The sequence below is a fragment of the Vibrio sp. RW genome (genome assembly GCF_027587105.1).
Lineage (GTDB): Bacteria > Pseudomonadota > Gammaproteobacteria > Enterobacterales > Vibrionaceae > Vibrio > Vibrio toranzoniae.
The window spans coordinates 1-24,678 of sequence record NZ_JAPPTM010000023.1 but is presented as its reverse complement, the minus strand read 5'-3'; the positions used below and the strand labels follow the sequence as shown (position 1 = coordinate 24,678).

Below are 24,678 nucleotides of genomic sequence, written 5' to 3'. Positions count from 1 at the left end.
TGTGATTAGGGTGAACTTGCGCAGTTAACAACGCTGCAGGTTCAAGTATGAAGAGCTACGCAGAAGCTACGCCGTTGATATACTCAACCTGGATTGGTTTAGTGAAGGCACCCGGACGAAGTGACTGTACTTCTTGAACAATCTTGCTCAGATCCCAGCTCTTTTCTAACAACAAGTGTGCGGCCAACAAACCAGTACGGCCTGAGCCGCCCATGCAATGCATCGCAACCTTACCGCCGTTATCCACCACTTGGTGTAACGCAGGGCTAGCCGCTTGCCATTTCGCAGAAAAATCATCGCCTGGCGCACAATCGTCTTCAATCTCGATCTGGAACCACTGCATGCCTAATGCTTGCGCTTTGTCACCTAACTCAGAAACATTCTTGCTCGCCAGTTCTTGACTGTCTAAAGCTGTCACAATCGCTTCTACACCTTGCGCTTTAAGTTGAGCCAGAGATGCATCTAGGTCAGCTTCTTTGGTACCTGGGCACGGAGTAAGCACTAACGCACCAGTTTCTAAATCTAGTTGCCATGTTGGATGTGTCATTGTGTAATCTCTTAAATTCTTATAGAACCAATACTCAAAATAATTGGAGTTGCAGCTAGGCAACCTTTCCCTACAAAGGAATGAAGTTCAGCCCTATGAGCATAGGGGCTCTATGTGATTAGGGTGAACTTACGCAGTTAACAACGCTGCAGCTTCAAGTATGAAGAGTATTATGCAAGGCCGACTGTACGTACTAGCTCTGCTGTACGTGTCGCGTAGCCCATCTCGTTGTCGTACCAAGCGTAGATCTTAACCATGCGCTTACCTACCAACATGGTTGATAGTGCATCTACGATAGTTGAACGTTGGTCGCCTTTGTAATCGATAGAAACCAGTGGGCGCTCTTCAAAACCAAGAATGCCTTTCAGTTCGTTCTCAGACGCTTCTTTCAGCATCGCGTTAACTTCTTCTGCTGTTGTGCCTTGCTTCACTTCGAAGATGATGTCTGTCAGAGAAGCGTTCGCTAGTGGTACACGAACTGCGTGGCCGTTAATACGATTTTCCAGCTCTGGGAAGATCTCAACAATCGCTTTAGCGCTGCCCGTTGTGGTTGGGATAAGGCTCATGCCACATGCACGTGCACGTCGTAAGTCCTTATGAGGCGCATCTAGAATAGTTTGCGTGTTGGTTAGGTCGTGAATCGTCGTGAAAGACGCATTCTCGATACCAAGCTTCTCGTTGATCACTTTAACCACTGGCGCGATACAGTTTGTTGTACAAGACGCTGCGGTTACGATTTTGTGTACTGCTGGGTCGAAGATGTTGTCGTTCACACCAACAACGATGTTTGCGATGCCTTCTTCTTTCACTGGCGCCGATACCACAACACGCTTCACACCCTGCTCTAGGTATTTGTTTAGGAAAGATGTCTTACGGTGAACACCTGTCGCTTCGATAACCACATCACAGCCAGACCAATCGATCGCGTCGATGTCGCGCTCTTTGGTGGTTTTGATGCGTTGACCGTTGATGATCATCTCATCGCCTTCAACCGTAACTTCGTGATTCCAACGACCTTGTACTGAATCGAACTCTAAAAGGTGCGCCAATGTTGCAGTGTCGCCAGCAACGTCATTAATTTGCACAAACTCTAGCTCAGCCCAATCGAATGCTGCGCGAAGTGCTAGACGGCCGATACGGCCAAAACCATTGATACCTACTTTCACTGTCATCGTATTTTCTCTCAGTTAATTGCCTTCATATTTGAAGCCACAGCGTTGTTGACTACGTTCACTTACCGGAACGCCGGCCGCCCAAATCACATAGAACCACTATGCTCATAGGGATAAGCTCACTTGTCGCCTAGCTGCAACTCCAACTATTTCGGCAATAAGTTTTAATGTATTTAAACGCAACATTGAGGGCGTGAAGTCATCGCTTCTAGACGCTCAATGTCTTGTTGGTATTCAGTTTTCAAACAGTTCGATGCGATAAGGTCATCAATTAACTTTAGCATCCAACCCGGTAAATCTTGTGACAGGCGGTAAAACACCCACTGCCCTTGGCGAACATCAGTCAAAATGCCGTTTGAGCGCAACTGCGCAAGGTGGCGAGAAACCTTTGGCTGACTTTCTTGCAATGCCTGAGTCAACTCACCAACAGAAAGGCACTCTTGGCGCACAATCAACATTAAGCAACGCACTCGCGTTTCATCAGACAGTAATTTGAAAAATTGGTGAGGAAGCATAACTACATACTCATATATGGATATGCATATATACTAGTTATAAAAAAACGCACGTCAAGGCGTGCGTTTCAATTGTCATTAAAGTTTAACAAAGATAAATCAAAGCTGGTTGGTGATCGTATGGCTCCAGCGTCGAGCCTCAGTGAGCTCTGTTTTAACCTGCTCCACGTTCAGCCCTAGATTTGCGCAATGCTCATCGATCTGTTGCCAATCTGCATGTTCAAAACTCTCTTCAAGCGCCAATAATGTGCCATAAGGCGCCTCTCTACGAAGCAGAGCGACTTTGATGCTTTTACATAACGGTAACTGCTCGACAAGGTTCTCTAGCGACAGGTCGAGCAGCGCATCCAACAACGAAAACAAACCAATCATAAAGGCTTGCTCTTGGTGCCCTTCAAATGCTTGGTAGCGAGACATACGCTGGCAAAATTGTGCGCGCTGCAAAGACAAACCGTATAGCTCTTTTGGTTTTTTATCAGAGACATAAGAGGCCACCGCCAACGAAACAAACATTTTCAGCTTATCTTGCCCCAGATAAACCAAGGCCTGACGGAATGAAGAAATGGTAACTTCAAGTCGTGGAGACATGGTGTTCACAAAACGCAACAGCTTATAGGACAAAGCGATATCTTTCGCGACGATGCTTTCGACACGTTGGAAGTCAACGTCAGGCTTACATACTTCCTGGAATAGCTCCATGGCAATCACTTGCTCTGGGCTAATGTACTTAGTCTTGATAATTTCTGGCTTACTAAAGAAATAGCCTTGGAAGAACTTAAAACCGGCCTCTTTTGCTTGCTGGAATTCTTGCTCGGTTTCGACTCTTTCAGCAAGAAAGCTAAACTTCTTCCCTTGATGAGCCTTCACCAAATCGCACGCCTCATCCAAACCCATCTGCATAATATCGAGCTTAACAATATGCGTGTACCTGAGAAAACGTTCCCACTCAGGTGTTGAGGTGAAATCATCAAGGGCAATCATATAACCCGCTTGATAGAGCTCTTTAACGGCCTCTAAGAGCTCATCGGTCGGTGTACAGGTTTCAAGAATTTCCACCACGACCTTGTCTTTAGGCAAGCTTAAAGGAAGCCGACGAATCAGGCTCTGGTACGGAAAATTAACAAAGCAACGTGAAGACGGAATCGAAGGGTTGAGTCCAACCGACAAGAAGTTCTCAACAATCAGACGATACGTTGCTCGATTGGACTCAATATGCGCTGGATAGGCATTCCTTTCTCCATCGCGAAACAACAGTTCATAACCAAGCGTGTTCTTATTACGATTTAAGATAGGTTGTCGAGCAACGTACGTAACGGTCATTTATTGATAACTCTAATTGGTTTAACGAGAACTCTATTGCTTTCACTAAGCTTTGGCAGCAGCCAGCAAGGCACCGCAGCCCATGAACATACCACCAAATATTTTATTTATCTTACCCATTATGCGATCTGAACGGATAAAACGCCCCATTTGTGAAGCTAATGAGGTGTAACCCAACATAACAACACTATCAATAAATACCGTCGTAACACCTAACACTAACAGTTGCGGTGCTTGCGGTTGTGTCGGGTCAATAAATTGAGGAAACAGAGCAACCAAAAATACGATAGATTTAGGGTTGGTGAGGTTAATAAGTACCGCATTTCTCAGCAGCTTGCCACTCGATAGGGTAGAGCTCTCTTCAGAAGCCACTAAGCTAGAGCTATCACGCCATTTTTGCATACCTAACCAAACAAGATAAACCACGCCAACCCATTTGATAATGATGAACGCCAATGCAGATTTAGCCACTAATGCACCGATACCCGCCCCCACCAGCATGATGTGGAATGCAAGGCCTAGCTGTAAGCCTGCGATCGATGCGAGTGATTTCTTGGTGCCATAACTTAGCCCATTACTGATTGAATTCACGGTGCCGGAGCCCGGAGCCAAGCTAAACAAAATCGCAGTAACGACATAAGCAAGCCAAACATGAGTATCCATTTGCATTTCCTTACTAGTTCTTTAATCTAATAACATTAGTAGCAATAAAGCTCTCACACGTATTAGCTCAGGTAACTTCCCATGGAAAACCACAGTGTCACCCCGTTTTCTTACACGCAAGAACCTCAGTTCGAGCAAGCGATTAGACACCTGATCCCTACCCTTTGGCAACAACGAAAAGAAGGGTATATAACATCATCTGGTAAAAAGAAACTGTATTGGTGTAGCTTAACCTCATCAACACACACCAAAGCCATTGTGATTGCCAATGGTCGTATCGAATGTTGCTTAAAATACCAAGAGCTATTTTATGATCTCTACCAGCAAGGTTATGACGTTTATTCATTTGACCACCAAGGTCAAGGTCAGTCAGAACGAATGGTAACAGACTCTGACATTGGTCACATTCATGAGTTTGATGATTATGTATCCGACATGTCTGACATCATTGACAGTTTTGACCTTAGCAAGTATGACAATCGTTACTTGTTGGCTCACTCAATGGGCAGCACTATTGCTACACGCTACTTGCAAACACACCCCGAACAGCCGTTTGACAAAGTCACCCTGTGCGCTCCGATGTTTGGTATCAATACCGAGTGGTATCTTAAGCCGATCGCGATGGTTGTTGGACAAGTACTCACCGCCTACCATATCAAGCCTGTCTATGCTCCAGGTCAACAAGCGTACAACTCAAAGCCATTTGAAACTAACCTGCTAAGCCACAGTCAGGTACGTTATCAATGGTTCCGAAACTTATATGAAGAGTCTCCCGCATTACAAGTAGGCGGAGCGAGTACCCGTTGGGTATGGCAAGGGTTAATGGCGGCAAAACAGTCAATCCAGCAAACTCGTCAAATCAAAATTCCGTTGCTATTGATTCAGGCTGGGGAAGAGAAGATTGTCAGTAACGATGCTCAAATAAAGTTCATCAATAAGCTAAGAAAAACCAACCCCGTTTGCCAATTAAAGGTCATTGAAGGCTCTAGGCATGAGGTGTTATTTGAACAAGATAAATACCGTAACCAAACTCTGGATGCCATTATTCAGTTTTTTGTTTAGCTCAGCACACCAAGAGAGATTAATTACAACTAAGATAAGCGCTAAAGAGGAAGAGAAGTAAGTGAGCTTTGCCCTCTTTTCTTGCGCAGATTTGGCATACAATTTCTGCATAGAGATATTGTACTTTAGAGGACGCTAGCACTGGCTAGTGTCGATATCAGCTAAACATTTTGCAATGAGGGTTAAATGACTATTCCTGCACTAAAAGATTCCGTGAAAATCGTTGCCTCTGATTTAGATGGTACGCTACTAGCACCTGATCATCAGCTCAGCGATTTTACTAAACAAACACTCACGAAGTTACACGACCAAGGTTATACCTTTATCTTCGCAACAGGTCGCCACCATGTCGATGTGGCAGGTATTCGTGAGATCGCTGGGATTCCGGCCTATATGATCACTTCAAACGGTGCACGTGTGCACGACCAGAATGATCAACTAATGTATAGCCAGAACGTGCCTCAGGAATTAGTACAACCGGTTATTGATATTGTTCGTCAAGATCCAAACATCTTTGTTCACATGTACCAAGATGAAGATTGGCTGCTGGATCGTGAAGATGAGATGCTGGCTAAATTTCACAGTGAGTCTGGCTTTAGCTACAAGCGCTTCGAAGCGGATAACGCACCAAGTGACGGCATTGCGAAAGTCTTCTTCACACACCCAGAGCAAGACCATGAATACCTAGTGACGTTTGAGCAAAAGCTAAGAGATACGTTTGGCGACAAACTGAACATCGCTTTTTCAACGCCTTGGTGTCTAGAAGTGATGGCAGCAGAAGTATCGAAAGGCCATGCGTTAGACGCTGTCGCGAAATCTCTGAACCTGACACTGGATAACTGCATTGCCTTTGGTGATGGCATGAACGATGCTGAGATGCTGGCTATGGCGGGTAAAGGCCTGATCATGGGCACATCGCATGAGAAAGTGATGAAAGCCCTGCCAGACAATGAAGTGATTGGTAGCAACGCAGACGATGCGGTTGCTCACTACTTAGAAAAACACCTGCTTTAATCTAGCCTGGTCTAATCGAAGCCATCTGAGTAAATAAAAAAGCAGCCACTGGCTGCTTTTTTGAACCTTACGCTAAAACCTTCCTCTAACGTTAACGAGAACTGAGTACTTCTTTACTTAAAATAGCCTGCCACTCCTGTTCGGTAACAGGCATGATGGATAAGCGATTACCGCGCTTCACCAGCGGCATCTCCGATAGCTCTGGCATGGCTTTCAAGGTTGCTAAAGGAATCAATCGCTCAGTTACTCGCACAAACTCGACATCCACCATAATCCAGCGCGGGTTGTCTGGTGAAGATTTAGGATCGTAGTAATCACTCTCGGGATCGAATTGAAAATGGTCTGGGTAGGCTTCTCTGGTTACTTTCGCGATCCCCGCTACGCCAACTTTTTTACATGATGAATGGTATATCATCACCAGATCTCCAAGTTTGGCGTCATCACGCATCATGTTTCGAGCCTGATAGTTGCGTACCCCCTCCCAACAAGAGGTTTTTTGTACCCTAAGAGTTTGAATAGAAAAGGTGTCGGGTTCTGTTTTAAATAACCAATATGCCATAATAAATCCAATTAACGGTTGCTTCGAGGAAGATATAACATGAAGGTAATGAAAAACCCAGTGACATGGCTAGTCGCATTCGCGCTACAAGGTTGCGTAACGGCGCCAGATACGCCGCAACAACCTGAAGTTGTTCCACCAGCAACCTTAGATGAGCCACTCAGCATTCAGCCGCAAACCTTCATCATGCGTGGTCAGGTTGTGGTTGGCCATGAGAGCCGAACCTTCATCCCTTGCGGTAGCCAGCAACAATACTGGTTAGACTTATCGCCAGAGCTAGCACTCGAGGCTCAAGGCTTAGCAACCAGACCTTATCAAGCCTTGTATGGTGAGCTCATCGGTCACCTAACGGTACCAAGCCAAACTGGATATAATGCCGACTTCACCGCGCGCTTCGTGGTTGACCAAGTCAATATCCTAACCGCAGAGAACCCTGATCGCTGTGACCAACCCTTGCGCTCTACTCGTGTGTTCGGCAATGAACCATTCTGGTCAGCGACTTTTGATAAAGACCAACTCAAATACACCAAGATGGGCGAACAGCCACAGCGACTCAATATCAAATCAAGCCGCACCACACCAAGCACTCGTGACTACCAACTAGAAGGTCAATCAGCGCAAGGCGAACTCAACCTGACGAAAGAGAGCTGTAGCGATGGCATGAGCGACTCTATCTATGGCTGGGAAGCGAAACTCAACCTTAATGACAGCAAGTACAACGGCTGTGCAACAGTATCTAACCAAGATCCTACGCTGGACTGGAGCGGACTCTACTTCGCAAGCTCAACCCAAAACTCAGGGTTCTCTATCAACCTAGAACTCAACGATGACCACAGCGCAATCACGACTTACTCGTACAGCAATGGTGACCCTTCGATTGTTGAACAAGGCTTCTGGCAGCAACTCAACCAAAATCAGGTTCAAGTAGTGATGACTCGCCACCAGCAACAATACCTGCTCTCTGAGCGTATCTTCACGCTCGATAACGGTAAGCTGGTCGCTGAGAAAGAGAAAGTAGGCAATGTCGTCTACCCGATAGCCAATGGTGGGCTGGTATTGTTTGAAGCCAAAAGCAAGCAGGCGCAAGTGAACGCGACCACAAACGTTGATCTAGCTGCAAAGCAGATTAACTCAAGTGATCAACTTGATCCAAAAGTCGACCAAGCGATCCGCGAATACTTTAAGATCAATAACACCTCACCAGACAATACTAAGTATCGCTGGTTAACCTACGACTTAAATGGCGATGGTAAAGAAGAACTGTTTGCCCAGCTCGATTGGTGTGGCTCTGGTGGCTGTACACTGCTTATTTTTGAGAATCATCAAGATAACTGGCGCTTCAATAGTCGAGTAACATTGGTTAAGGGCGACATACGCTTAGGTAAATCACAAAACCACGGTTGGCAAGATCTGATCTTCAATGTCAGCGGCGGCGGAGCAGAACCCGCGAAACACACTCTGTCTTACACTGGGGTTAGCTACCCACTCAACCCAAGCGTCGCGCCAGTCGCCGATGACGCTGACATCAGCGACGTGGTGTTATTTGCTGATGGCGTCTCACCAGCACAAAGCGGAGTTAAGCTATAACCATGAGTAATCAACAAGCTTGCGGTGGTTGTGGCTTCACTCATCAATGTATTTGTCATCGTATACCAAGTGTCGAAAGCCAAACTGATCTTGTACTGCTGACTCATGAGAATGAACTGTCGCGCGACACCAATACCGGGAAGCTGCTGCAACAATCGCTTAAGCAGTGCGAGTCGTTCGTGTGGCAAAGAAAAATGCCACCAGCCGAGTTGATAACATTACTTGAAGATGAAACACGACAGCCTTTTCTGTTGTTCCCAAGTGAAGAGAGTATGGAGTGTCAGCAAGCGGTATTGAACGAAGCTAATGACCAAAAACCGTTATTCATCATCTTGGATGGCACATGGCAAGAAGCGAAGAAGATGCTCAACAAGAGCCCGTGGTTAAAAACCATTCCTCAGGTTCATCTCGATATTACCAGCGAATCCTCCTATACCCTACGCCGCAATCAAGACAGCGGTCATCTATGTACTTGTGAGGTAGGTGTCGAACTGCTCAGAGCACTAGGTGAAGAAGAGCCTGCAAGGCTGATTGACGATTACTACCAACATTACCTCAAAGTATTCCAAGCGGATAAGTGTGGTCACTTACTCAAATAGTTAAGTACAGAGGCTTGAGATAAGTAGCGTGATCCAAAAGGGTGATCCATAAGCTCACCCTTTTTTACATCGTACTTTAATCTATTGAACCAATTAATGTTTCACGTGAAACGATCTACTACGTCAATCGCCCCATCAAAACAGACGCTGGGGTTCACCAAAGTGGTAACCCTGCAAGTAATCAACCCCCATCTCCTCTGCTATTCGACATACCTGTTCATTATGAACGAACTCCGCTACCGTCTTAGCGTTTAAGATATGACACAGACTGACGAGTTGTTGAGCTATCTTACGTTGCTTCTTATCTTTATCGATATTGCGAATCAGACTACCGTCAAGCTTAATAATCTGTGGTTCAAGCTTTATGATCTCATCAATGTTGGAATAGCCAGAGCCAAAATCATCAACAATGATTCTCGCCCCGAGAGCCCGGAAGTGGTCACACACCTCAATCATTCGGCCATAATCTTTGATCTGTTCTGACTCGAGAACTTCTAAACCAAGTCTCGTGGGATCGTTGATGTCACAGATGGCAGCCTCGAGAACCTCAAGTGTCTTATCACTCAACAAGTCTTGTGGGGAAAGGTTGATCGAGAACGGGCTCTGCTTATCCGCCATATAACCTATTGTATTCTTAATCATGTGTCGGCTAAGTCGAGTATAGAGATGCGTATCAGCAATCATAGGTAGAAACTTACCTGGTGGGACAATAGTACCATCTGATTCCATGATTCTGACCAAACACTCTTGGCCAATCATTTCGTGAGTGCCCGATGCCACAATAGGTTGTGAGTAAGTGATAATATTCTGATCTAAGATCGCTCGGCTTACGCAACTCAACCAACCTAGTTGTTCCTTACGATCTTCTTCACTGACTTGAATGTCTTTGGCGTTAGTAATATGGGTATTGTTACGCACCCCATAACGTCGAGCTTCAATCGCTTTTAACAAAATCTCATCGCCCGTGTCGGTTAAGAAGTCGCAACGACTGGCGAAACCACCACACAGAGAAACCGACAGGTAATCAATATCGGTTAATCCATACGGCTCAAAATTAATGTGTTCAATATCATCAGCAAATTCAATGAAACCTTGCTCTATCTTCACGCTATCAACGCGCGCATTAAAGATGATCGCCCATTCGCCAACCCCAATACTGAAAAGTTCTACTTTTAATTGAGACGCCTTACCCACACGAAGCTGCAATCGCTCAACAAAGTGATTGGACAAATCGAGTAACAACTGGTCCCCTACTTGGTAACCATATTTTTCGTTAACCTGATGAAAGTTGGTTAACTTGAGTGTCAGCAAATGTTCAGTGAGAGTAATCGTATTGAGGCGTTCTTTTAGTACAATACGATTCGGTAAGCCAGTACGAGAATCAATCCGATAGCTTTCCGTTAATTTTCGAGCCTGTAGGTGAAGTTTTTTCTCCATCTGAGTGTTCACGCTATCGAGATCGGCGACTGCGTTTCTGACAAGATTAAGCAGTGGCGACACCGTTGAGCCACACTGAAAATCTTCACTGTGAAACTCTTTGATTTCGTCCGACTCGCGCATCGCAATGTAGGTGAGGCTGTGGTGAAGTATCTCTTGGCGATCTTCATTACGATATAACTCCCCCATACAGTATGCACCGCACGCATCCACTATCCCCTCAAATGGCTTCAACTCAAGCTTACTATCAATAAATTCCAGCCGAGAGACACAGTTATAAATGATCACAGATTCAGGTTGATGCATAGCAAGTACCTCTGCACCATGACGAACTTTTTCTGCGCTCAAAGATGGGTGATTATAACAAAACTGCGCTTCCTCTCCGGTATGCCAAGGGCTATCAAACTCAATACTGCCATCATCATTAATGCGCCGCGGTGTCGAGATTTCCTTCTTTCTGCCTAACTCTCGATAGAGCGGAAAACTCATCAACTGGCTAAAAGGCAGGTCTTTTCCATCAGCAAGATAATATTTGAAAACGTCGATAGCTGGTTTGTCATTCAGCGAATATAAGCGATTTCCCACCGCGTGAGTCACTCTCAATTTTACCCCAATCGGATTCCACTCAGAGTACGCATCCGACCACACCTTCAGTTTGGGGTTAGTCAAAGCCACTGCTACGCAAGCGTGTTGGTAGGTCTGTTCGTTATGTAAAACCCAACGCCCAAATTCGCTTTCCTGACACAACCCACCAGCAATGGGGAATACGTAAGGTAGGTTTTCAAAAGCACTATAGATAGGGTAATCGCGACCTTCAATCTGATCGCACAGGCTTATCACCGCTTTGGTATCTTTAGATAGCTCCAACTGGGAAGCCAGTACTTGGCTGTCATGATTGAGGTTGCCCGTAAAAGGCTGAACGGTAGAGGTTAAATTTGTTTCGTTAAATTCACTGATAATGACTAAGGTACATGCACTCTTGAGAGTGTTATCACAGATCACATGACGAGCACTCTGCCCGATTAAAGTGGCACGGTTTAAATGATTTAAGGCGACACTCGCAATACCACGAGCAACATCAGAGGATTGATCTGAGAAAAGTTGAATAAGGTATTGCTTATTGTCACACCACTCTCGCTGATCGAATTGAGATTTGAATAACTCCTCAGTGTGTGCGAGAAATGTAAATGTTTGCATGCCAACCCTTGTTCCAAATCGAGTAAAGTGAATAACCTGCTATGACTGAAATGAATCGCGAATAACGCCGCACCAATAAGCCTAGTCTAAACCAAGTTTGAATAGCGACTAATCTAGCTATTCATATTATAAATGCGGCGTAATGAGCTTACAGTAGCGGTTAAATCAGTCGCACGAGATCGCTAAGTTGGTCTATTTCAACATCAGGTAGCACTCTTGCCTTAGGAGATAGGTATAAACTGGAACCAATGTCATTAAACCAGCATGCTTGGAAACCACTTCGCTTCGCACCGTAGACGTCGGTTCTAAGATGATCGCCAACATGAAGAATGTTCTCAGCATCACACGCTAAGTCTCGTTGGGCTTTATCAAACATATCTGGGTAAGGTTTAGCTCTGCCATCAGGGCCAGCTTTAAGGATTCGTTGAAAGTACTGCCCCAAACCGATTTGATGAGGATCCACATTACCATTAGTAATCGCAACCAAAGGAATACGTTGGCTAAGTTCTGTCATCACTCGATGCGTTTCTTGAGGGACATCGACTTGATTACGTAGCCATAATGCATGTTCGATACCTTCACGAGCCGCCTGCTCTGCTTGCTGCTGTGAATAACCCAACTGCAGTAAGCCGACCTTAATCTGAGTCTCGCGCCATACGGTGACATCGTGCTTTAAATTGGGGTTTTCAGCAGCGACCTGTTGTTTCACCCCCTGCCATTCTTCTTGTGATAAAGAAGCCGACACCGGATGTTTTTGATTCAACCATTGCGCCATCTCTTTTTCTACTTTCATTATCACAGGCCAGTTATCATACAAGGTGTCATCCAAGTCAAAGGTCATCGCTTTGATGGTCTTCAACCCTCGATAAATTCGCATAGTAAACCCTTATCTAACCTTTGTTCTTCTTACGTGCTCTTGGGTGAGCTTGATCGTACGCTTGGGCTAAGTGTTGGAAGTCTAAGTGGGTATAAACTTGAGTAGTCGAGATATTTTCGTGCCCCAACAGCTCTTGGACAGCTCGAAGGTTCTGGCTAGACTCAAGCACATGCGTTGCAAACGAGTGGCGAAGTTTATGAGGGCTTATGTGGCTCGCCACAGATTGCTTCTTACCCCAATCTTCCATACGTTTTTGTACACTACGGTGAGAGATGCGCGTTCCTAACTTAGAGACAAACAAAGCGTTTTCACCCGGTGAAGCTAAGTCACCGCGTACTTTTAGCCATTTGTCGACCCACTCTTTAGCCAAACCAGAAAAAGGCGCTTTGCGTTCTTTGTCGCCCTTACCAACCACGCGAATTTCACCCTGTCGACCCAACACATCTTTTAGATTGATGCTGACCAACTCCGCCAATCGTAACCCCGCACCATACATCACTTCCATCATAGCTCGGTCACGAATCGATAATGGGTCGTCTCCACTCACTTCAAGCAACTGACCAACCTCGTCGACATCGAGGTTTTTGGGTAGAGGGCGCTGCTTGCGAGGTGCTGAGACCCCTTTGGCAGGGTTGGCGGTCATTTCGCCACGCAACACAAGGAAATCAAAGAAGCTACGTAGTGAAGACAAGCGTGTTGCGATACTGCTCGCTTTCATCCCCTCACGCATGCCTTTACTGGCAAGTTGTCTTACCCACGCCGCGTCCACTTGCCCCCAATCTTTCAGCCCGAGGGTGACCAAGTGTGCGGCCATAGTTTCAAGCTGTTGTTTGTAATTACGTTGAGTGTGTAGGCTAAGCCCCTTCTCGCTTCTAAGGTACTCATAAAAGCGAGAAAGTGGAGTTTGAAGACGATTAGGAAGAGGTGCTTTGGGCTCTAGGCTCATTATTTATCTGCCAAGGTAAGGTGTCCGCCAAATGCGCAACGACAAGCGCTAAATGGCGTAAAAATAGCGTATCCATATACGGTTGGAAATGACCACCATCTTCACTAGAGAAGGCGAGCAACCCCAACGGAGACTGCTTAGCAAGTGGTAGTACTACATAAGAGCCTAGCTCTGGTACTTGAAAATTACCAAACAAATCTTGTCTGTCTGCTTTTCTCAAGCGCCCTAGATAAGCATCTTTACCGTTAAAATGATTCCAACAAAACTTCGAATAACGCTCTTCATTAAGCTGATAGAAACCAGTTTGAGAAAGCACTCGAATATAAGCTTTAAGACCTAGATCCAATGCCTTCTGTTCAACGGTTTTAATCACCTGCATGAAGTCGTTGCACTTCAGTACTTGGACTTGAAGATCCATAAACTCATAGAAAGTTTTATCGTTATTCGCCGCCAGCGACATCAGGCCAGTGATCTCTTCTTCGAGCTCTTCGATTCTATGACGTTGTCGTTTTAGCTGGACTTCAACTAAGGAAACAGCGCCCTGCTCAACATTATTGATAGCAAGGCGATCGACCAAATCTTTCCTATCTTGAAAAAAATCTGGGTTATCACGTAAATATTCCGCGACCACTTCTGCGGTGAGTGCGTCGGCTTCAACGTAAGACAAAACCTATCCTTTATGTTTTATGAATCTATTTGTGATGAATCGTTATTAACAAGAAAGTTGACCATCAAACACATGTGTTGCAGGGCCTGTCATAAACAGAGGCTTACCCGGGCCTTGCCAACTAATGTGTAAGTCACCGCCAGGTAAACGAACCTTCACATTCTCAGCCAGCAAGCCTTGAATGATACCAACCGCAACCGCGCCACATGCACCGCTGCCACATGCTTGAGTTTCACCTGCACCACGTTCGTAAACACGTAAGCGAACCTCTTCACGGTTAACCACTTGCATAAAGCCAGCATTCACACGCTCAGGGAAACGTTCATGTGATTCAAGAAGTGGACCTAGCGTTTCAACATCAGCAGTGTCCACATCATCAACAACCGTGACGACATGTGGGTTACCCATACTCACAGCGCCGCAGAATAAAGTGTGCTCGTCCGTTCTTAGGATATACGTCTTCTCTGACTGCTTTGCCTTAAAGGGAATCTTGCTAGGTTCGAACTCAGGCACACCCATATTGACGGTGATCTGGTCATTATCCTCAATCTTAAGAGCCATTTTACCTTTCTTGGTGCTCACGTTGATGCTGTACCTATTCGTTAAACCTTTCATTCGAACGAATCGTGCAAAGCAACGAGCACCATTACCACACTGTTCCACTTCACTGCCATCCGCATTAAATATGCGGTAATGGAAATCAGTTTCTGGATCATAAGGAGCCTCAACCACAAGCAGTTGATCAAAGCCCACACCAGTGTGACGGTCCGCCAAACGACGGATCAAATCTGGAGAAAAGAAGATATTTTGAGTAATGCAGTCCACGACCATGAAATCATTGCCCAAACCATGCATTTTAGAAAAGTGGAAGTGCATAACGCTTAAAATTACTCCGGAAGAATGTTTTCAAGTTCCCACAGACTCGTAAGCTCTTCACGCTGACGAACCAAATGAGTTTTATCGCCATCAACCATCACTTCAGCCGCACGCGAACGAGTGTTGTAGTTAGATGACATCGCGAAGCCATAAGCACCAGCGGAGCGAACTGCTAGTAAGTCACCTTCTTCAAGAACAAGGTCACGATCTTTACCTAGGAAGTCACCCGTTTCACAAATAGGGCCAACCAAATCATAGGTCACAGCCTCACCCTGACGTGGGCTCACTGGCACAATATCCTGCCATGCTTGATAAAGCGCGGGACGCATTAGGTCGTTCATTGCTGCATCGATGATGGCAAAATTCTTATGTTCTGTTGGCTTCAGGAACTCAACTTTTGTTAATAATACACCAGCGTTCGCCGCAATCGCTCTTCCTGGCTCGAAAATCAGCTCTAGATCAGAATGATTTTCTAATCGAGCAAGCAAAGCTTTCGCATAATCGGAAGGTTGTGGTGGCAATTCATCGCGATAAACCACACCCAAACCACCACCTACATCGAGGTGCTTGATATTAATACCATCAGTTCGCAGTTGATCGATAAGTGCAAGCAGACGGTCTGTTGCATCGATGAATGGTTCGAGATCCGTTAACTGAGAGCCAATATGACAATCGATACCATGGATAGATAAGTTATCGAGTGTTTGTGCAAAAGCGTACACGGCAGGAGCACGATCGAAAGCAATGCCAAATTTGTTATCACGCAAACCAGTAGAAATATAAGGGTGAGTGTTGGCATCAACATCTGGGTTGATACGCAGTGAAATAGGCGCTTTAACACCCAATTCGCCCGCCACTTTATTTAACCGTTCGAGTTCTGGTTCAGACTCTACGTTGAAACACTTAATGTTCAACTCAAGCGCACGCTTCATTTCAGCGGCTGTTTTGCCGACCCCAGAGAACACAACTTTCGCCGGATCGCCACCGGCAGCAATCACACGCTCTAACTCACCGCCAGAAACGATATCAAAACCAGAACCCAAGCGAGCTAAAGTATTCAATACACCAAGGTTTGAGTTAGCTTTAACGGCATAACACACCAAGTGCGGATGCTCACCAACTGATGAATCGAACGCGTTCCAGTGGCGTTCTAATGTTGCACGAGAATATACATACAGCGGTGTACCATATTGCTCTGCGAGTTGTGAAAGTGCGACGTCCTCAGCCCAAAGCTGGCCATCTTCCTGATAGTTGAAGTAATCCAAAGTTCTTATCCCTTATAAATAACGATTTCTGCGTGTTTCACTTATTCTGATTGTTCTACCTGTTGTACTTCATCAGGATCGTACAACGGACCTGTTTGACCACAACCAGAAAGTCCAATAACGGACACCATAAACAGAGCGGTAATTAATTTTTTCATTTTGCATATCGTGATTATTAACTCAATGCCCCCTATAATCGCACCACACTCAGGAAAAGCAATAGGATAGAAAGGATGAACGATACTGAATTTCATCAACTGGTCGATATACAGATGCAAAACATCGAAGAAGCCATCGATGAATCAGAGGCAGATGTTGATTACGAAGTGACAGGCAACGTGATGACGCTGGAATTTGAAGACCGCAGCCAGATCATCATCAATCGCCAGGAACCAATGCATGAGGTCTGGTTGGCGTCGAAATCAGGAGGCTTTCACTTCAAGTTAGTTGGCGACAAGTGGACATGCTCAAAGACTGGTATGGAACTGTTTGAGATGGTTAAAGAAGAATGCGTGAAACACGCAGGTGAAGAAATTGATTGGGTTTAATCATTTGTAAGAAAAACTAAAAGGAGTGAATCAATCACTCCTTTTTAATATCTACCCGCTGATATAAACCTAAATATTTACTATCTTCGAACTCCGCGAAGACAAAATAGCATCGTTGCGATAAGGCACAACATAAGAACTGCCTTCTTCCGGATGAACAATTTGGTAATACTGAGGTAGATTGAAATTAATCAACTTAGATGACACCTTTGTCTCATCTTTTACCGAGGTATAGAAAGAGTTCACGCTCGCAATCATCTCATCTTTCTCACCATTGTATTGGTGGTAAGCCTCAATTTGATTAGATTCATCCAATACGTAAATATTGAAACCTTTATCCGTATCTTCAAAGAAAAATTGAATTAAACCTTCACTCGCAAAACCATCCACCACTTCTGGTAGTTGGTATTCTTGTTCCTTATCGAGCATCAATAGCGGTGAGCCCTTCAACTTATTCGTTGAAATACTACGATAGAAATCAACCGAATTTTCGAGCATTTGTACCGATACTCCACGACGTTCGAAGAACAAACCGAACATCTTGTTCGCTAAGCGGATCGCCTTAAAGCGACGACGTTTCTCTGGTTCGATCGGTTTCAAGCGTAAATCAATACACTCAGCCAGTAATTGATAAACCGTGTTACGCATCACACCGCGCAAATTTTTACTGTAGCAGAAAACATCAACAGACTCTGGCGGCAAGGCATCTTGGTGCATTTTGCCAAGTACCGTTTTCAAAGCATCTAGCATTGCAGTATCACCTTGGAAATGAAGTGTACGCACTTCATGCCAAGAGTTTCGATAAACCAAATCAACACTGCCGACTAAGCTCTTACCTTCTTCTCCAAAACTGAAAATATCAGCGTTCTTCACATCCACTTTTAATGCACGACCTGTTAACTCCGAAGTTGGGTCATTTTCGAAGTTGATGAACATCGCCAGTTGGCTTATCTCACACGGACTCGCGAGCGCTTGCATGCTTGGACGACGCTTATGCAACGAGAAGGTATTACGCAGATCACTCACCATTTGATAGAACTTATCAATATCAATATGAGCATCACGAACGACAGAATGCAAACGAGTTGATTCCGTAATTAAACCATTAAAGAATGACCAAGCCACCAACTTACTCAAGTACTCATGGTGCTCGAGCGATGGCTGCCCAAGGATTCGATGGGCAATCAATGGTTGTTTGTACAGATACCAACCGGCCTTGTTAGCTTGGCCTTGGCGAACCTCAATAAAGCTCAAATCCGGCTCATGGAGATCCGGTGAGATTTGTGGGTTCAATAACGTCACTTTACCTGGTAACACTTCAAAAGCCGCATAAAGCTTACGAGCTAAGATACTGATATCTTGTGGGCTAATCGCTGAAGTAATGTTATTACGACGAGCAAACTGAATCAGATTACGATAGCTCAGCATCAATGCATCAAGCAGTGCATGGTGCACAACTTTGACCTGCTCAACCTTCCAGTTACGGCGGTTATCGAGCTCTGCAATGATTTCATTCCCCCAATTCCAAGATGTTGTCATCTCAGTCAAAGCTTCACGACGCCACGCCACAGATCCCATACCCGCTTCACGTGACAGTTTCTCATGGGTTTTCAGGTAGAAACAGCGTCTCACTAGATCCAGTCGAATATGATCGTTTATCCGCTCTAGGTAACGAGTCACCTTCTCGAGCATCAGATAGTAACTATCCATACCATAGAGATCAGGTTCATCCGTAAAAAAGCGACGCTTGGTATCAATACTTAGAAGTTGTGTATTTGGGTATTCCCAAGAGTAAGCTTCTAACAAGATCGCCTTCAACACCGATTTATACGGTGAGTCGATACTCTTATACAGTTGCCACAAGTTGGAGCCAAAATACTCTTCAGCAGGGATGCTATTCAACTTACCGAAATCAATCCACTGCGAACAATCAAGAGCCCCACCCTGACATAAGCCTTGAACATACTCGTCATAGCACTCCTCCATTTCTGGCGGAATGATTTGCCATAACAGGCGTTGACCAGCCAAACGAACCGCAGAACGATAAAATTCATCAAGTAATAATAGGTGCTGAGACGAACCACAATTATCACCAGTCATCTCTTCAGAATGATTCGAACGGAAACGCTCTTCGTCCATCAGGAAAAAGTTAGCTTCAATGCCTAAGGTTTCAGCCCAGTCCGTAATAAGCAGACATTTATTCGTCAGGCTATCACGCGACGCGCCATCCATATCCGACGAAACACAGACCCAAATATCGAGATCACTAGAGGTGCTTTGGCCAATAGAAGAAGTGCTACCCATGGTGTACAGACCCAGGATAGCAGGCTCAGTAGCCTCGGTGAGTTTGCCACCCAGCGTTAATTCAGTATCAGATACAAATTGCTTTTGGAATGAGTTTAAGGTGAAGCTTCGTATTCCAAAAGGAACTTGCTCGTCGTAATAACCAGGCATCATGGGATGATTAAAATGAAGCAGTGCAGGTATTAGGTTGAAAACTCGCTGACCTTGCAAAGTCATCAACGCCAACGCACGATCAATGCGCTGTTGGTTTAGATTGTCCAATCGTTGAATCAAAGTCTGAGTGTAAGCCTGCAAGGTAAGTCCTTGGTTTAAGATAAATGCACTTCTGTTTAGTTACTAAGCGATACAAGCAACAAAACGTGATCAATTTAACACTTTTACCTCTAATGGTAAAGCAAAGGAACCAGTCTCGCCTACCAACTCCTTAATGACAATAAGTAAAACTCACGGCGCCGTAGTGTCCTCTTTATTGACTATTTCTAATAATAGCCCATGTTTCAAATGAGATACTAATCACACTATTTTGGTGAACTAATGAAAATCCCTCAGCTATCAAAGCATGGGATGATCAAACAGTAAAAATTTTCTTTTCACAATGATAGGATTAAGCAATTAAAGAACCTATACCGGAAACACCATGACAAATTCAGCACCAATCCGTATCGCCACCAGAAAAAGCCCTCTTGCCCTTTGGCAGGCATACTTTGTAAGGGATGCTCTTCAAGCTGCTCACCCTGGCTTAGAGGTTGAGTTGGTAACGATGGTGACCAAAGGTGACGTCATCCTCGATACCCCGCTTGCTAAAGTCGGTGGTAAAGGGCTGTTCGTAAAAGAACTCGAAGTGGCAATGCTAGAGGGTCGTGCTGACCTAGCCGTTCATTCTATGAAAGATGTCCCTGTCGACTTTCCTGAAGGTCTAGGTCTGGTGACTATCTGTGAACGTGAAGATCCTCGTGATGCTTTCGTATCAAATACCTACAACAACATCGACGAACTACCACAAGGCGCTATCGTTGGTACATGTAGCCTGCGTCGCCAGTGTCAATTACTTGAATACCGTCCTGATCTAATCATTAAAGAACTGCGTGGTAACGTGGGGACTCGTTTAGGTAAACTTGATAATGGACAATATGACGCTATCGTACTGGCAGCGGCTGGTCTTAAACGCCTAAAATTAGAAGAGCGCATCCGTAGCTTCATCGCACCCGAACAATCTCTACCTGCCGTTGGACAAGGTGCGGTAGGGATCGAGTGTCGCCTTGATGACGAACGACTCATTAAACTTCTTGAACCACTTAATGACAAAGACACCGCTGATCGTGTGCTATGCGAACGTGCAATGAACCTGACTCTGGAAGGTGGTTGCCAGGTTCCTATCGGTAGCTACTCACTATTGGATGGCGACAACATTTGGCTGCGAGCACTTGTCGGTGAGCCGGATGGCTCTAAAATGGTTCGCGGCGAGATCTCAGGCTCTCGTAAAGATGCTGAAGCGCTTGGCATTACTCTAGCAAATCAACTGCTAGATGACGGTGCGAGAGAAATCTTAACCAAGCTCTACGCAGACCAAGAATAATCATGACCGTGTTGGTAACTCGCCCCGGCTCTGAGGGGCAATCGCTTTGCCAACAACTTGCGGATGAAGGGATTCAAGCAATCCATCATCCGCTTATTCGAATCGTTGATAGCACCCTAGCCGAGAACCTAGGTTCTCAGCTCAAAAACAGCGATATCGTAATAGCAGTCAGTCACCATGCAGTGACTGCTGCCCAGATCATCCTTTCGAAAACCTCTTCTATTTGGCCAACTTCGCCGCTTTATCTTGGCGTCGGTCAAAAAACCGCGCATATTTTAAGCAAATCTTGCAAACAAAAAGTAAACTACCCTCAGGTGAGTGATAGTGAACACCTTCTTAAACTGGCTGAACTTAATAGCGTAAATAATAAATCCATTTTGATACTGCGTGGCAATGGTGGGCGGGAGCTTATTAGGGATTCTTTAATCAAAAGAGGTGCACAAGTCTCTTATTGTGAGACCTACCGTAGAGAATATATTCCTATTAACGACCACAATACCTATCAAACATGGGTAAACAAAAAAACATCTAAAGTTGTCATCACTAGTCAGGAACAATTGGAGTATCTCTGCTCAATAACCCCTGACGAGTATTTGGCTTGGCTTTCAACAAGACAACTATTTGTCCCAAGCCAGCGCATAGCAGAACGAGCACAACAGCTCGGCTTCTCCAATGTGACCAATACTCAAAGTGCTACGAACCAAATATTACTGGCTGCTCTCCGGCCTTAGCTAGAAACAGGAAATAAGCATGACAAGCAAAAAAAATAATGAGCATATTGAACCTGAAAAGAAACAAGATACTCAGCCAGTCGTTGTTGAAGACGAAAAAGCTGAATCTACAGAGACAAAACAGCCCGAACAAAAACTTGATGCCTCTGCGTCAAACACCACTCAAAATGAGCAGTCTCAAGCTGAACATAAAGACCAAATAGAGAAAGCGGAAAAGCAAGGTAAGCGCGGTGTCAAACTAGGCGCTATTGCGATCGCTATTTCTATTCTTTTCAGCGGTGGCATTGCCTTTCAAATGCAACAAAAGAGCGCAGATTATTCAGCTCAAATCGCAGCGCTTCAAGCGCAACTACAAAATACCCAATCTGCAGTAAATAAAGACCTACAAACCATCAAGCAAGAGACCATCCAAGAAGCATCGCAAGCAGTAGAGAAAACTCAGGTTGTACAAACCCAACAACAACAGAGTATTCAAAGCTTACAACTAGCGGTTGCAGATGTGAAAGGACGTCGCCCGAACGACTGGTTACTTGCCGAAGCCGATTACCTCGTAAAACTTGCCGGCCGTAAACTCTTCCTAGAACATGATGTTGTTAGTGCAACCAAACTAATGGAAAGCGCCGATCAACGTATCGCCGCACTGAATGACCCTAGCTTAGTGTCTCTGCGTCAATCCATGACCAATGACATTACTAAGCTTCGTACTGTTCCTCTCATCGACCGTGACGGCTTAGTTCTGCATATCACAAGCCTACAGCAACAAGTCGATATTCTACCGCTTGCTAATGCGATTCTCCCTGAAGCGACAGTTGTTGAGAAAAAGGCGGTGTCGCAAGATATTAATGATTGGCAGAATAACCTGATGACATCGATGAAAGACTTCTCAGAAAACTTCATCACTTTCCGTAGCCGTGATGGAGAAGCCGTTCCTCTATTATCACCAGAGCAGCACTTCTACCTACGTGAAAATATCAAAGGTAAACTAGAGACAGCCATTCGCGCAGTCTATAAAGAACAAGGCGATATCTACAGTGCTGCACTGCAAACAGCTAACGAGTGGTCGAAATCATACCTAAACCAAGATAACAACTCAGTAATCGAGTTCGAAAAGGCGATTAAACAGTTAAGTGAGCAGAACATCTCGGTTAAATACCCAGTAAAACTTGAGTCTCAAAATGAGTTGTCGGATGTGATTCGCGAACGTCTACGCCGTGAGGTAACGGTAATGACCTCGGAGGAAAAATAATGATTCGTTTGATTTTTCTTTTTCTCATTCTAGGTGCAGGTTTGTTTGTCGGTACACAGTTCTCTGGCCAACAAGGTTATGTACTGATTTCAATTGCTAATAAGACGATTGAAATGAGTGTGACAACAATGGCTATCTTTGTGATTGCCCTTTTAGCTGCACTATTTGGCTTGGAATACCTATTTAAAAAGCTTATTTACGCGAGCTCAACCACTTGGAACTGGTTCAGCGTTCGTAAACTGAAACACTCTCGTCGCTATACCAATGAAGGCATCATCAAACTTCTTGAAGGAGATTGGAAAGGCGCAGAGAAGAAGGTAACTCGTTGGGCTAACCACCACGACATGCCTCTGCTTTGTTACCTAGTGGCTTCTCAAGCCGCGCATGAACAAGGCAATACGGCTGAGCGAGATAAGTACATCGAGCTTGCTAGTCAACAAGACGACTCTCTATTGGCTGTTGAACTAACCAAAGCGAAACAGCAAATCAGTGAATCAAACTACGAAGCAGCATTCGATACTCTCTCAAACCTAAAAGGCTCGCACCCTAACAACACAGCAGTACTTGGCCTACTAAAAGCCACCTACATACAGCTTAAGTTATGGCAGCCACTGTTAGAATTAACGCCTAAGCTCGTTAAAAACAAACTTATGACTGCTGATGATCAACGAGATCTAGAACAAAAAGCACAATGCGGTTTGCTTCACGACGTCGCACAACAACAAGGTAGCGAAGGCTTAATAAGCCACTGGAATAAGCTTTCAAGAAAGCAAAAACAAAGCTCTCACCTTGTTTCCTGCTTTGTGAAGCAACTGATCGCTCGTAGAGCTGATTCTGAAGCCTTCACTGTGATAAAAGAGAACATTGCAAAGAATGGTTCAAATGAACTCTACATGTTGCTTCCTGAACTTAATCTAGCCGATCACCATCCAGTGGTTGTGATGCTAGAGCGCGCAATCAGTAAAGATAGCAACAATGCAGAAGCACACAGTGCATTGGCTCAGTTCTACCTAAGAGAGCAAAAATGGGCAGAAGCGCAAAGTCACTTCGAAAAAGCACTCGCACTTCGCTCTAATGTGTCAGATTACGGATACCTGTCAGATGCACTAGAGAAGCAAAACTTAACCAAAGCAGCTCACGAGGTATCTCGTAAGGCACTCACTCTAGTTCAACCAGCTTAATCTAGTACACCTAAAATGAAGCCGATGCTAAGCATCGGCTTTTTTGTATCTGCAGCTTGCCCTAGATAACTTCCAACTATACGACCTTTCATCAACTTCAGTTTAAGCTTAAATATCCCACTAGGAACTAGACTAGACACCACACGGAGGAACGAATCCAATCGATTAAGCAGCTTTAAGTGCGAATTCAGAGCTAGAAGAGTTGAGCTGTATAAGATGATTCAATTAGGGTCTCTCCAATGAAACTTAGAGAGACTTTAGCTCTAATTCTAGCGATAGTGTTTAAATAGAAAACAAACTATTTAGAAGCGATAAGAGCTGACAAATATTCGCTATACGAACATCTAGCCTGACTAGGGCTATACCGGAGAAAGATCAAATACCTAAGAAGATTTTAGATTAGGTGTGAACTCAGAGTTCGACGATCCATTTCCAACTATAGAGTCAGCAATCCAAGTAGCTCTTGCTTCATAAAAGTGAATATATATTACTTAAATACCATCGCTAGAATTTGTCACGATCAACTCATTAAATAAAGCTCACTTGTTATCAGACCCTGAAGACATAGAGATCACAATGAGTAATCGAGCTTTCTGATCTCAATAGGTTCAAGGGGAATGGAAGGTAAGCAACCTCATACAAATCATTGCCAGAACGATGAAAGCCTAGTCGTAAGACTAGGTTTTCTGATAAATAGTTGAGGGTTTACCTCGGGACTCTTTTCGTCTAAGGACGAAACACTAAGATTTAAACGCAAAAAAGCCCCGCTATTTCTAGCAGGGCTTTTCT

Annotated in this window: 23 protein-coding genes; 9 read left to right on the top strand and 14 right to left on the bottom strand. The window is 44.7% G+C overall.

Annotated elements, in window-relative coordinates:
- Positions 1-55 precede the first annotated feature (55 nt).
- From OCT63_RS16855 to rhtB, 5 genes are all read right to left on the bottom strand, one after another.
- Positions 56-547, bottom strand: a complete 492-nt coding sequence (locus tag OCT63_RS16855) for a cyclin-dependent kinase inhibitor 3 family protein (RefSeq protein WP_161688423.1) — start codon at positions 545-547, stop codon at positions 56-58.
- A 170-nt stretch (positions 548-717) separates the two neighbouring features.
- A complete protein-coding gene (locus OCT63_RS16850) occupies positions 718-1,719 on the bottom strand; it encodes an ArsJ-associated glyceraldehyde-3-phosphate dehydrogenase (RefSeq protein WP_161688421.1) in 1,002 nt (333 codons plus the stop codon).
- A gap of 173 nt (positions 1,720-1,892) precedes the next feature.
- On the bottom strand, positions 1,893-2,234 hold the full coding sequence (locus OCT63_RS16845) for a metalloregulator ArsR/SmtB family transcription factor (protein WP_136981726.1): 342 nt from the start codon (positions 2,232-2,234) through the stop codon (positions 1,893-1,895).
- A 99-nt stretch (positions 2,235-2,333) separates the two neighbouring features.
- Positions 2,334-3,554 carry an EAL and HDOD domain-containing protein gene (locus OCT63_RS16840; protein WP_269984105.1) on the bottom strand — a complete coding sequence of 407 codons (1,221 nt, stop codon included), beginning with the start codon at positions 3,552-3,554 and terminating at the stop codon, positions 2,334-2,336.
- Positions 3,555-3,599: 45 nt separating this feature from the next.
- Positions 3,600-4,217: a homoserine/homoserine lactone efflux protein gene (rhtB, locus tag OCT63_RS16835; protein ID WP_269984104.1), complete on the bottom strand. Its 618-nt coding sequence runs from the start codon at positions 4,215-4,217 to the stop codon at positions 3,600-3,602.
- An 81-nt stretch (positions 4,218-4,298) separates the two neighbouring features.
- Here rhtB and OCT63_RS16830 point away from each other — a divergent pair, with 81 nt between their 5' ends.
- Positions 4,299-5,279 carry an alpha/beta fold hydrolase gene (locus OCT63_RS16830; protein ID WP_060468841.1) on the top strand — a complete coding sequence of 327 codons (981 nt, stop codon included), beginning with the start codon at positions 4,299-4,301 and terminating at the stop codon, positions 5,277-5,279.
- 186 nt (positions 5,280-5,465) lie between these two features.
- Entirely contained in the window at positions 5,466-6,293 is an 828-nt protein-coding gene (locus OCT63_RS16825; protein ID WP_060468842.1) for a Cof-type HAD-IIB family hydrolase, read from the top strand.
- 91 nt (positions 6,294-6,384) lie between these two features.
- Here the strand turns inward: OCT63_RS16825 and OCT63_RS16820 are convergent, their stop codons facing one another.
- A complete protein-coding gene (locus OCT63_RS16820) occupies positions 6,385-6,852 on the bottom strand; it encodes an EVE domain-containing protein (RefSeq protein WP_269984103.1) in 468 nt (155 codons plus the stop codon).
- Positions 6,853-6,891: 39 nt separating this feature from the next.
- Between OCT63_RS16820 and OCT63_RS16815 the strand changes: the two genes are divergently transcribed.
- Positions 6,892-8,439, top strand: a complete 1,548-nt coding sequence (locus OCT63_RS16815; protein ID WP_269984102.1) for a COG3650 family protein — start codon at positions 6,892-6,894, stop codon at positions 8,437-8,439.
- Between the two features lie 2 nt (positions 8,440-8,441).
- Complete coding sequence (locus OCT63_RS16810; protein WP_269984101.1) at positions 8,442-9,038, top strand: tRNA-uridine aminocarboxypropyltransferase; 597 nt, start codon at positions 8,442-8,444, stop codon at positions 9,036-9,038.
- 135 nt (positions 9,039-9,173) lie between these two features.
- Here the strand turns inward: OCT63_RS16810 and OCT63_RS16805 are convergent, their stop codons facing one another.
- The 7 genes from OCT63_RS16805 to lptM form a co-directional block, all read right to left on the bottom strand.
- The gene (locus OCT63_RS16805) at positions 9,174-11,672 is read right to left on the bottom strand and encodes a bifunctional diguanylate cyclase/phosphodiesterase (RefSeq protein ID WP_161688413.1); all 2,499 of its coding nucleotides are present in this window, start codon (positions 11,670-11,672) and stop codon (positions 9,174-9,176) included.
- Between the two features lie 160 nt (positions 11,673-11,832).
- The gene (gene yigB / locus OCT63_RS16800; protein ID WP_060468847.1) at positions 11,833-12,549 is read right to left on the bottom strand and encodes a 5-amino-6-(5-phospho-D-ribitylamino)uracil phosphatase YigB; all 717 of its coding nucleotides are present in this window, start codon (positions 12,547-12,549) and stop codon (positions 11,833-11,835) included.
- A 13-nt stretch (positions 12,550-12,562) separates the two neighbouring features.
- Entirely contained in the window at positions 12,563-13,495 is a 933-nt protein-coding gene (gene xerC / locus OCT63_RS16795) for a tyrosine recombinase XerC (protein WP_029626866.1), read from the bottom strand.
- On the bottom strand, positions 13,464-14,162 hold the full coding sequence (locus OCT63_RS16790) for a DUF484 family protein (RefSeq protein ID WP_060468849.1): 699 nt from the start codon (positions 14,160-14,162) through the stop codon (positions 13,464-13,466). Before OCT63_RS16790 ends, xerC begins: the two co-directional genes overlap by 32 nt.
- A 45-nt stretch (positions 14,163-14,207) precedes the next feature.
- A complete protein-coding gene (gene dapF, locus OCT63_RS16785) occupies positions 14,208-15,038 on the bottom strand; it encodes a diaminopimelate epimerase (RefSeq protein ID WP_161675099.1) in 831 nt (276 codons plus the stop codon).
- Between the two features lie 11 nt (positions 15,039-15,049).
- Positions 15,050-16,303 (bottom strand): diaminopimelate decarboxylase, encoded by a 1,254-nt coding sequence (gene lysA, locus OCT63_RS16780; RefSeq protein ID WP_060468851.1) that lies wholly within the window; start codon positions 16,301-16,303, stop codon positions 15,050-15,052.
- A gap of 41 nt (positions 16,304-16,344) precedes the next feature.
- Positions 16,345-16,461 (bottom strand): LPS translocon maturation chaperone LptM, encoded by a 117-nt coding sequence (gene lptM, locus OCT63_RS21570; RefSeq protein WP_416317307.1) that lies wholly within the window; start codon positions 16,459-16,461, stop codon positions 16,345-16,347.
- A gap of 75 nt (positions 16,462-16,536) precedes the next feature.
- Between lptM and cyaY the strand changes: the two genes are divergently transcribed.
- A complete protein-coding gene (gene cyaY, locus OCT63_RS16770; RefSeq protein WP_017055547.1) occupies positions 16,537-16,851 on the top strand; it encodes an iron donor protein CyaY in 315 nt (104 codons plus the stop codon).
- Between the two features lie 69 nt (positions 16,852-16,920).
- On the opposite strand, the gene OCT63_RS16765 is transcribed toward cyaY, so the two are convergent.
- Positions 16,921-19,449, bottom strand: coding sequence for a class I adenylate cyclase (locus OCT63_RS16765; protein ID WP_060468853.1), 2,529 nt, complete (start codon positions 19,447-19,449; stop codon positions 16,921-16,923).
- A 343-nt stretch (positions 19,450-19,792) separates the two neighbouring features.
- Here OCT63_RS16765 and hemC point away from each other — a divergent pair, with 343 nt between their 5' ends.
- The 4 genes from hemC to OCT63_RS16745 are packed head-to-tail and all read left to right on the top strand — an operon-like array spanning position 19,793 to position 23,889.
- The gene (gene hemC / locus OCT63_RS16760; protein ID WP_060468854.1) at positions 19,793-20,731 is read left to right on the top strand and encodes a hydroxymethylbilane synthase; all 939 of its coding nucleotides are present in this window, start codon (positions 19,793-19,795) and stop codon (positions 20,729-20,731) included.
- 2 nt (positions 20,732-20,733) lie between these two features.
- Positions 20,734-21,462: a uroporphyrinogen-III synthase gene (locus OCT63_RS16755; protein ID WP_269984100.1), complete on the top strand. Its 729-nt coding sequence runs from the start codon at positions 20,734-20,736 to the stop codon at positions 21,460-21,462.
- A 19-nt stretch (positions 21,463-21,481) separates the two neighbouring features.
- Positions 21,482-22,708, top strand: coding sequence for a uroporphyrinogen-III C-methyltransferase (locus OCT63_RS16750; RefSeq protein WP_161688407.1), 1,227 nt, complete (start codon positions 21,482-21,484; stop codon positions 22,706-22,708).
- The gene (locus OCT63_RS16745; RefSeq protein ID WP_269984099.1) at positions 22,708-23,889 is read left to right on the top strand and encodes a heme biosynthesis protein HemY; all 1,182 of its coding nucleotides are present in this window, start codon (positions 22,708-22,710) and stop codon (positions 23,887-23,889) included. The genes OCT63_RS16750 and OCT63_RS16745 overlap by 1 nt, the downstream gene beginning before the upstream one ends.
- Positions 23,890-24,678: the final 789 nt, after the last annotated feature.

Bases quoted from the DNA above. Each gene is read 5' to 3' on its own strand.
- rhtB (WP_269984104.1), bottom strand. From the start codon at position 4,217: ATGGATACTCATGTTTGGCTTGCTTATGTCGTTACTGCGATTTTGTTT.
- OCT63_RS16750 (WP_161688407.1), top strand. From the start codon at position 21,482: ATGACAAGCAAAAAAAATAATGAGCATATTGAACCTGAAAAGAAACAA.
- OCT63_RS16825 (WP_060468842.1), top strand. From the start codon at position 5,466: ATGACTATTCCTGCACTAAAAGATTCCGTGAAAATCGTTGCCTCTGAT.
- dapF (WP_161675099.1), bottom strand. From the start codon at position 15,038: ATGCACTTCCACTTTTCTAAAATGCATGGTTTGGGCAATGATTTCATG.
- OCT63_RS16830 (WP_060468841.1), top strand. From the start codon at position 4,299: ATGGAAAACCACAGTGTCACCCCGTTTTCTTACACGCAAGAACCTCAG.
- OCT63_RS16810 (WP_269984101.1), top strand. From the start codon at position 8,442: ATGAGTAATCAACAAGCTTGCGGTGGTTGTGGCTTCACTCATCAATGT.
- OCT63_RS16840 (WP_269984105.1), bottom strand. From the start codon at position 3,554: ATGACCGTTACGTACGTTGCTCGACAACCTATCTTAAATCGTAATAAG.
- cyaY (WP_017055547.1), top strand. From the start codon at position 16,537: ATGAACGATACTGAATTTCATCAACTGGTCGATATACAGATGCAAAAC.
- yigB (WP_060468847.1), bottom strand. From the start codon at position 12,549: ATGCGAATTTATCGAGGGTTGAAGACCATCAAAGCGATGACCTTTGAC.
- OCT63_RS16815 (WP_269984102.1), top strand. From the start codon at position 6,892: ATGAAGGTAATGAAAAACCCAGTGACATGGCTAGTCGCATTCGCGCTA.
- OCT63_RS16755 (WP_269984100.1), top strand. From the start codon at position 20,734: ATGACCGTGTTGGTAACTCGCCCCGGCTCTGAGGGGCAATCGCTTTGC.
- OCT63_RS16745 (WP_269984099.1), top strand. From the start codon at position 22,708: ATGATTCGTTTGATTTTTCTTTTTCTCATTCTAGGTGCAGGTTTGTTT.
- OCT63_RS16805 (WP_161688413.1), bottom strand. From the start codon at position 11,672: ATGCAAACATTTACATTTCTCGCACACACTGAGGAGTTATTCAAATCT.
- hemC (WP_060468854.1), top strand. From the start codon at position 19,793: ATGACAAATTCAGCACCAATCCGTATCGCCACCAGAAAAAGCCCTCTT.
- OCT63_RS16855 (WP_161688423.1), bottom strand. From the start codon at position 547: ATGACACATCCAACATGGCAACTAGATTTAGAAACTGGTGCGTTAGTG.
- OCT63_RS16820 (WP_269984103.1), bottom strand. From the start codon at position 6,852: ATGGCATATTGGTTATTTAAAACAGAACCCGACACCTTTTCTATTCAA.
- OCT63_RS16845 (WP_136981726.1), bottom strand. From the start codon at position 2,234: ATGCTTCCTCACCAATTTTTCAAATTACTGTCTGATGAAACGCGAGTG.
- lptM (WP_416317307.1), bottom strand. From the start codon at position 16,461: ATGAAAAAATTAATTACCGCTCTGTTTATGGTGTCCGTTATTGGACTT.
- OCT63_RS16850 (WP_161688421.1), bottom strand. From the start codon at position 1,719: ATGACAGTGAAAGTAGGTATCAATGGTTTTGGCCGTATCGGCCGTCTA.
- xerC (WP_029626866.1), bottom strand. From the start codon at position 13,495: ATGAGCCTAGAGCCCAAAGCACCTCTTCCTAATCGTCTTCAAACTCCA.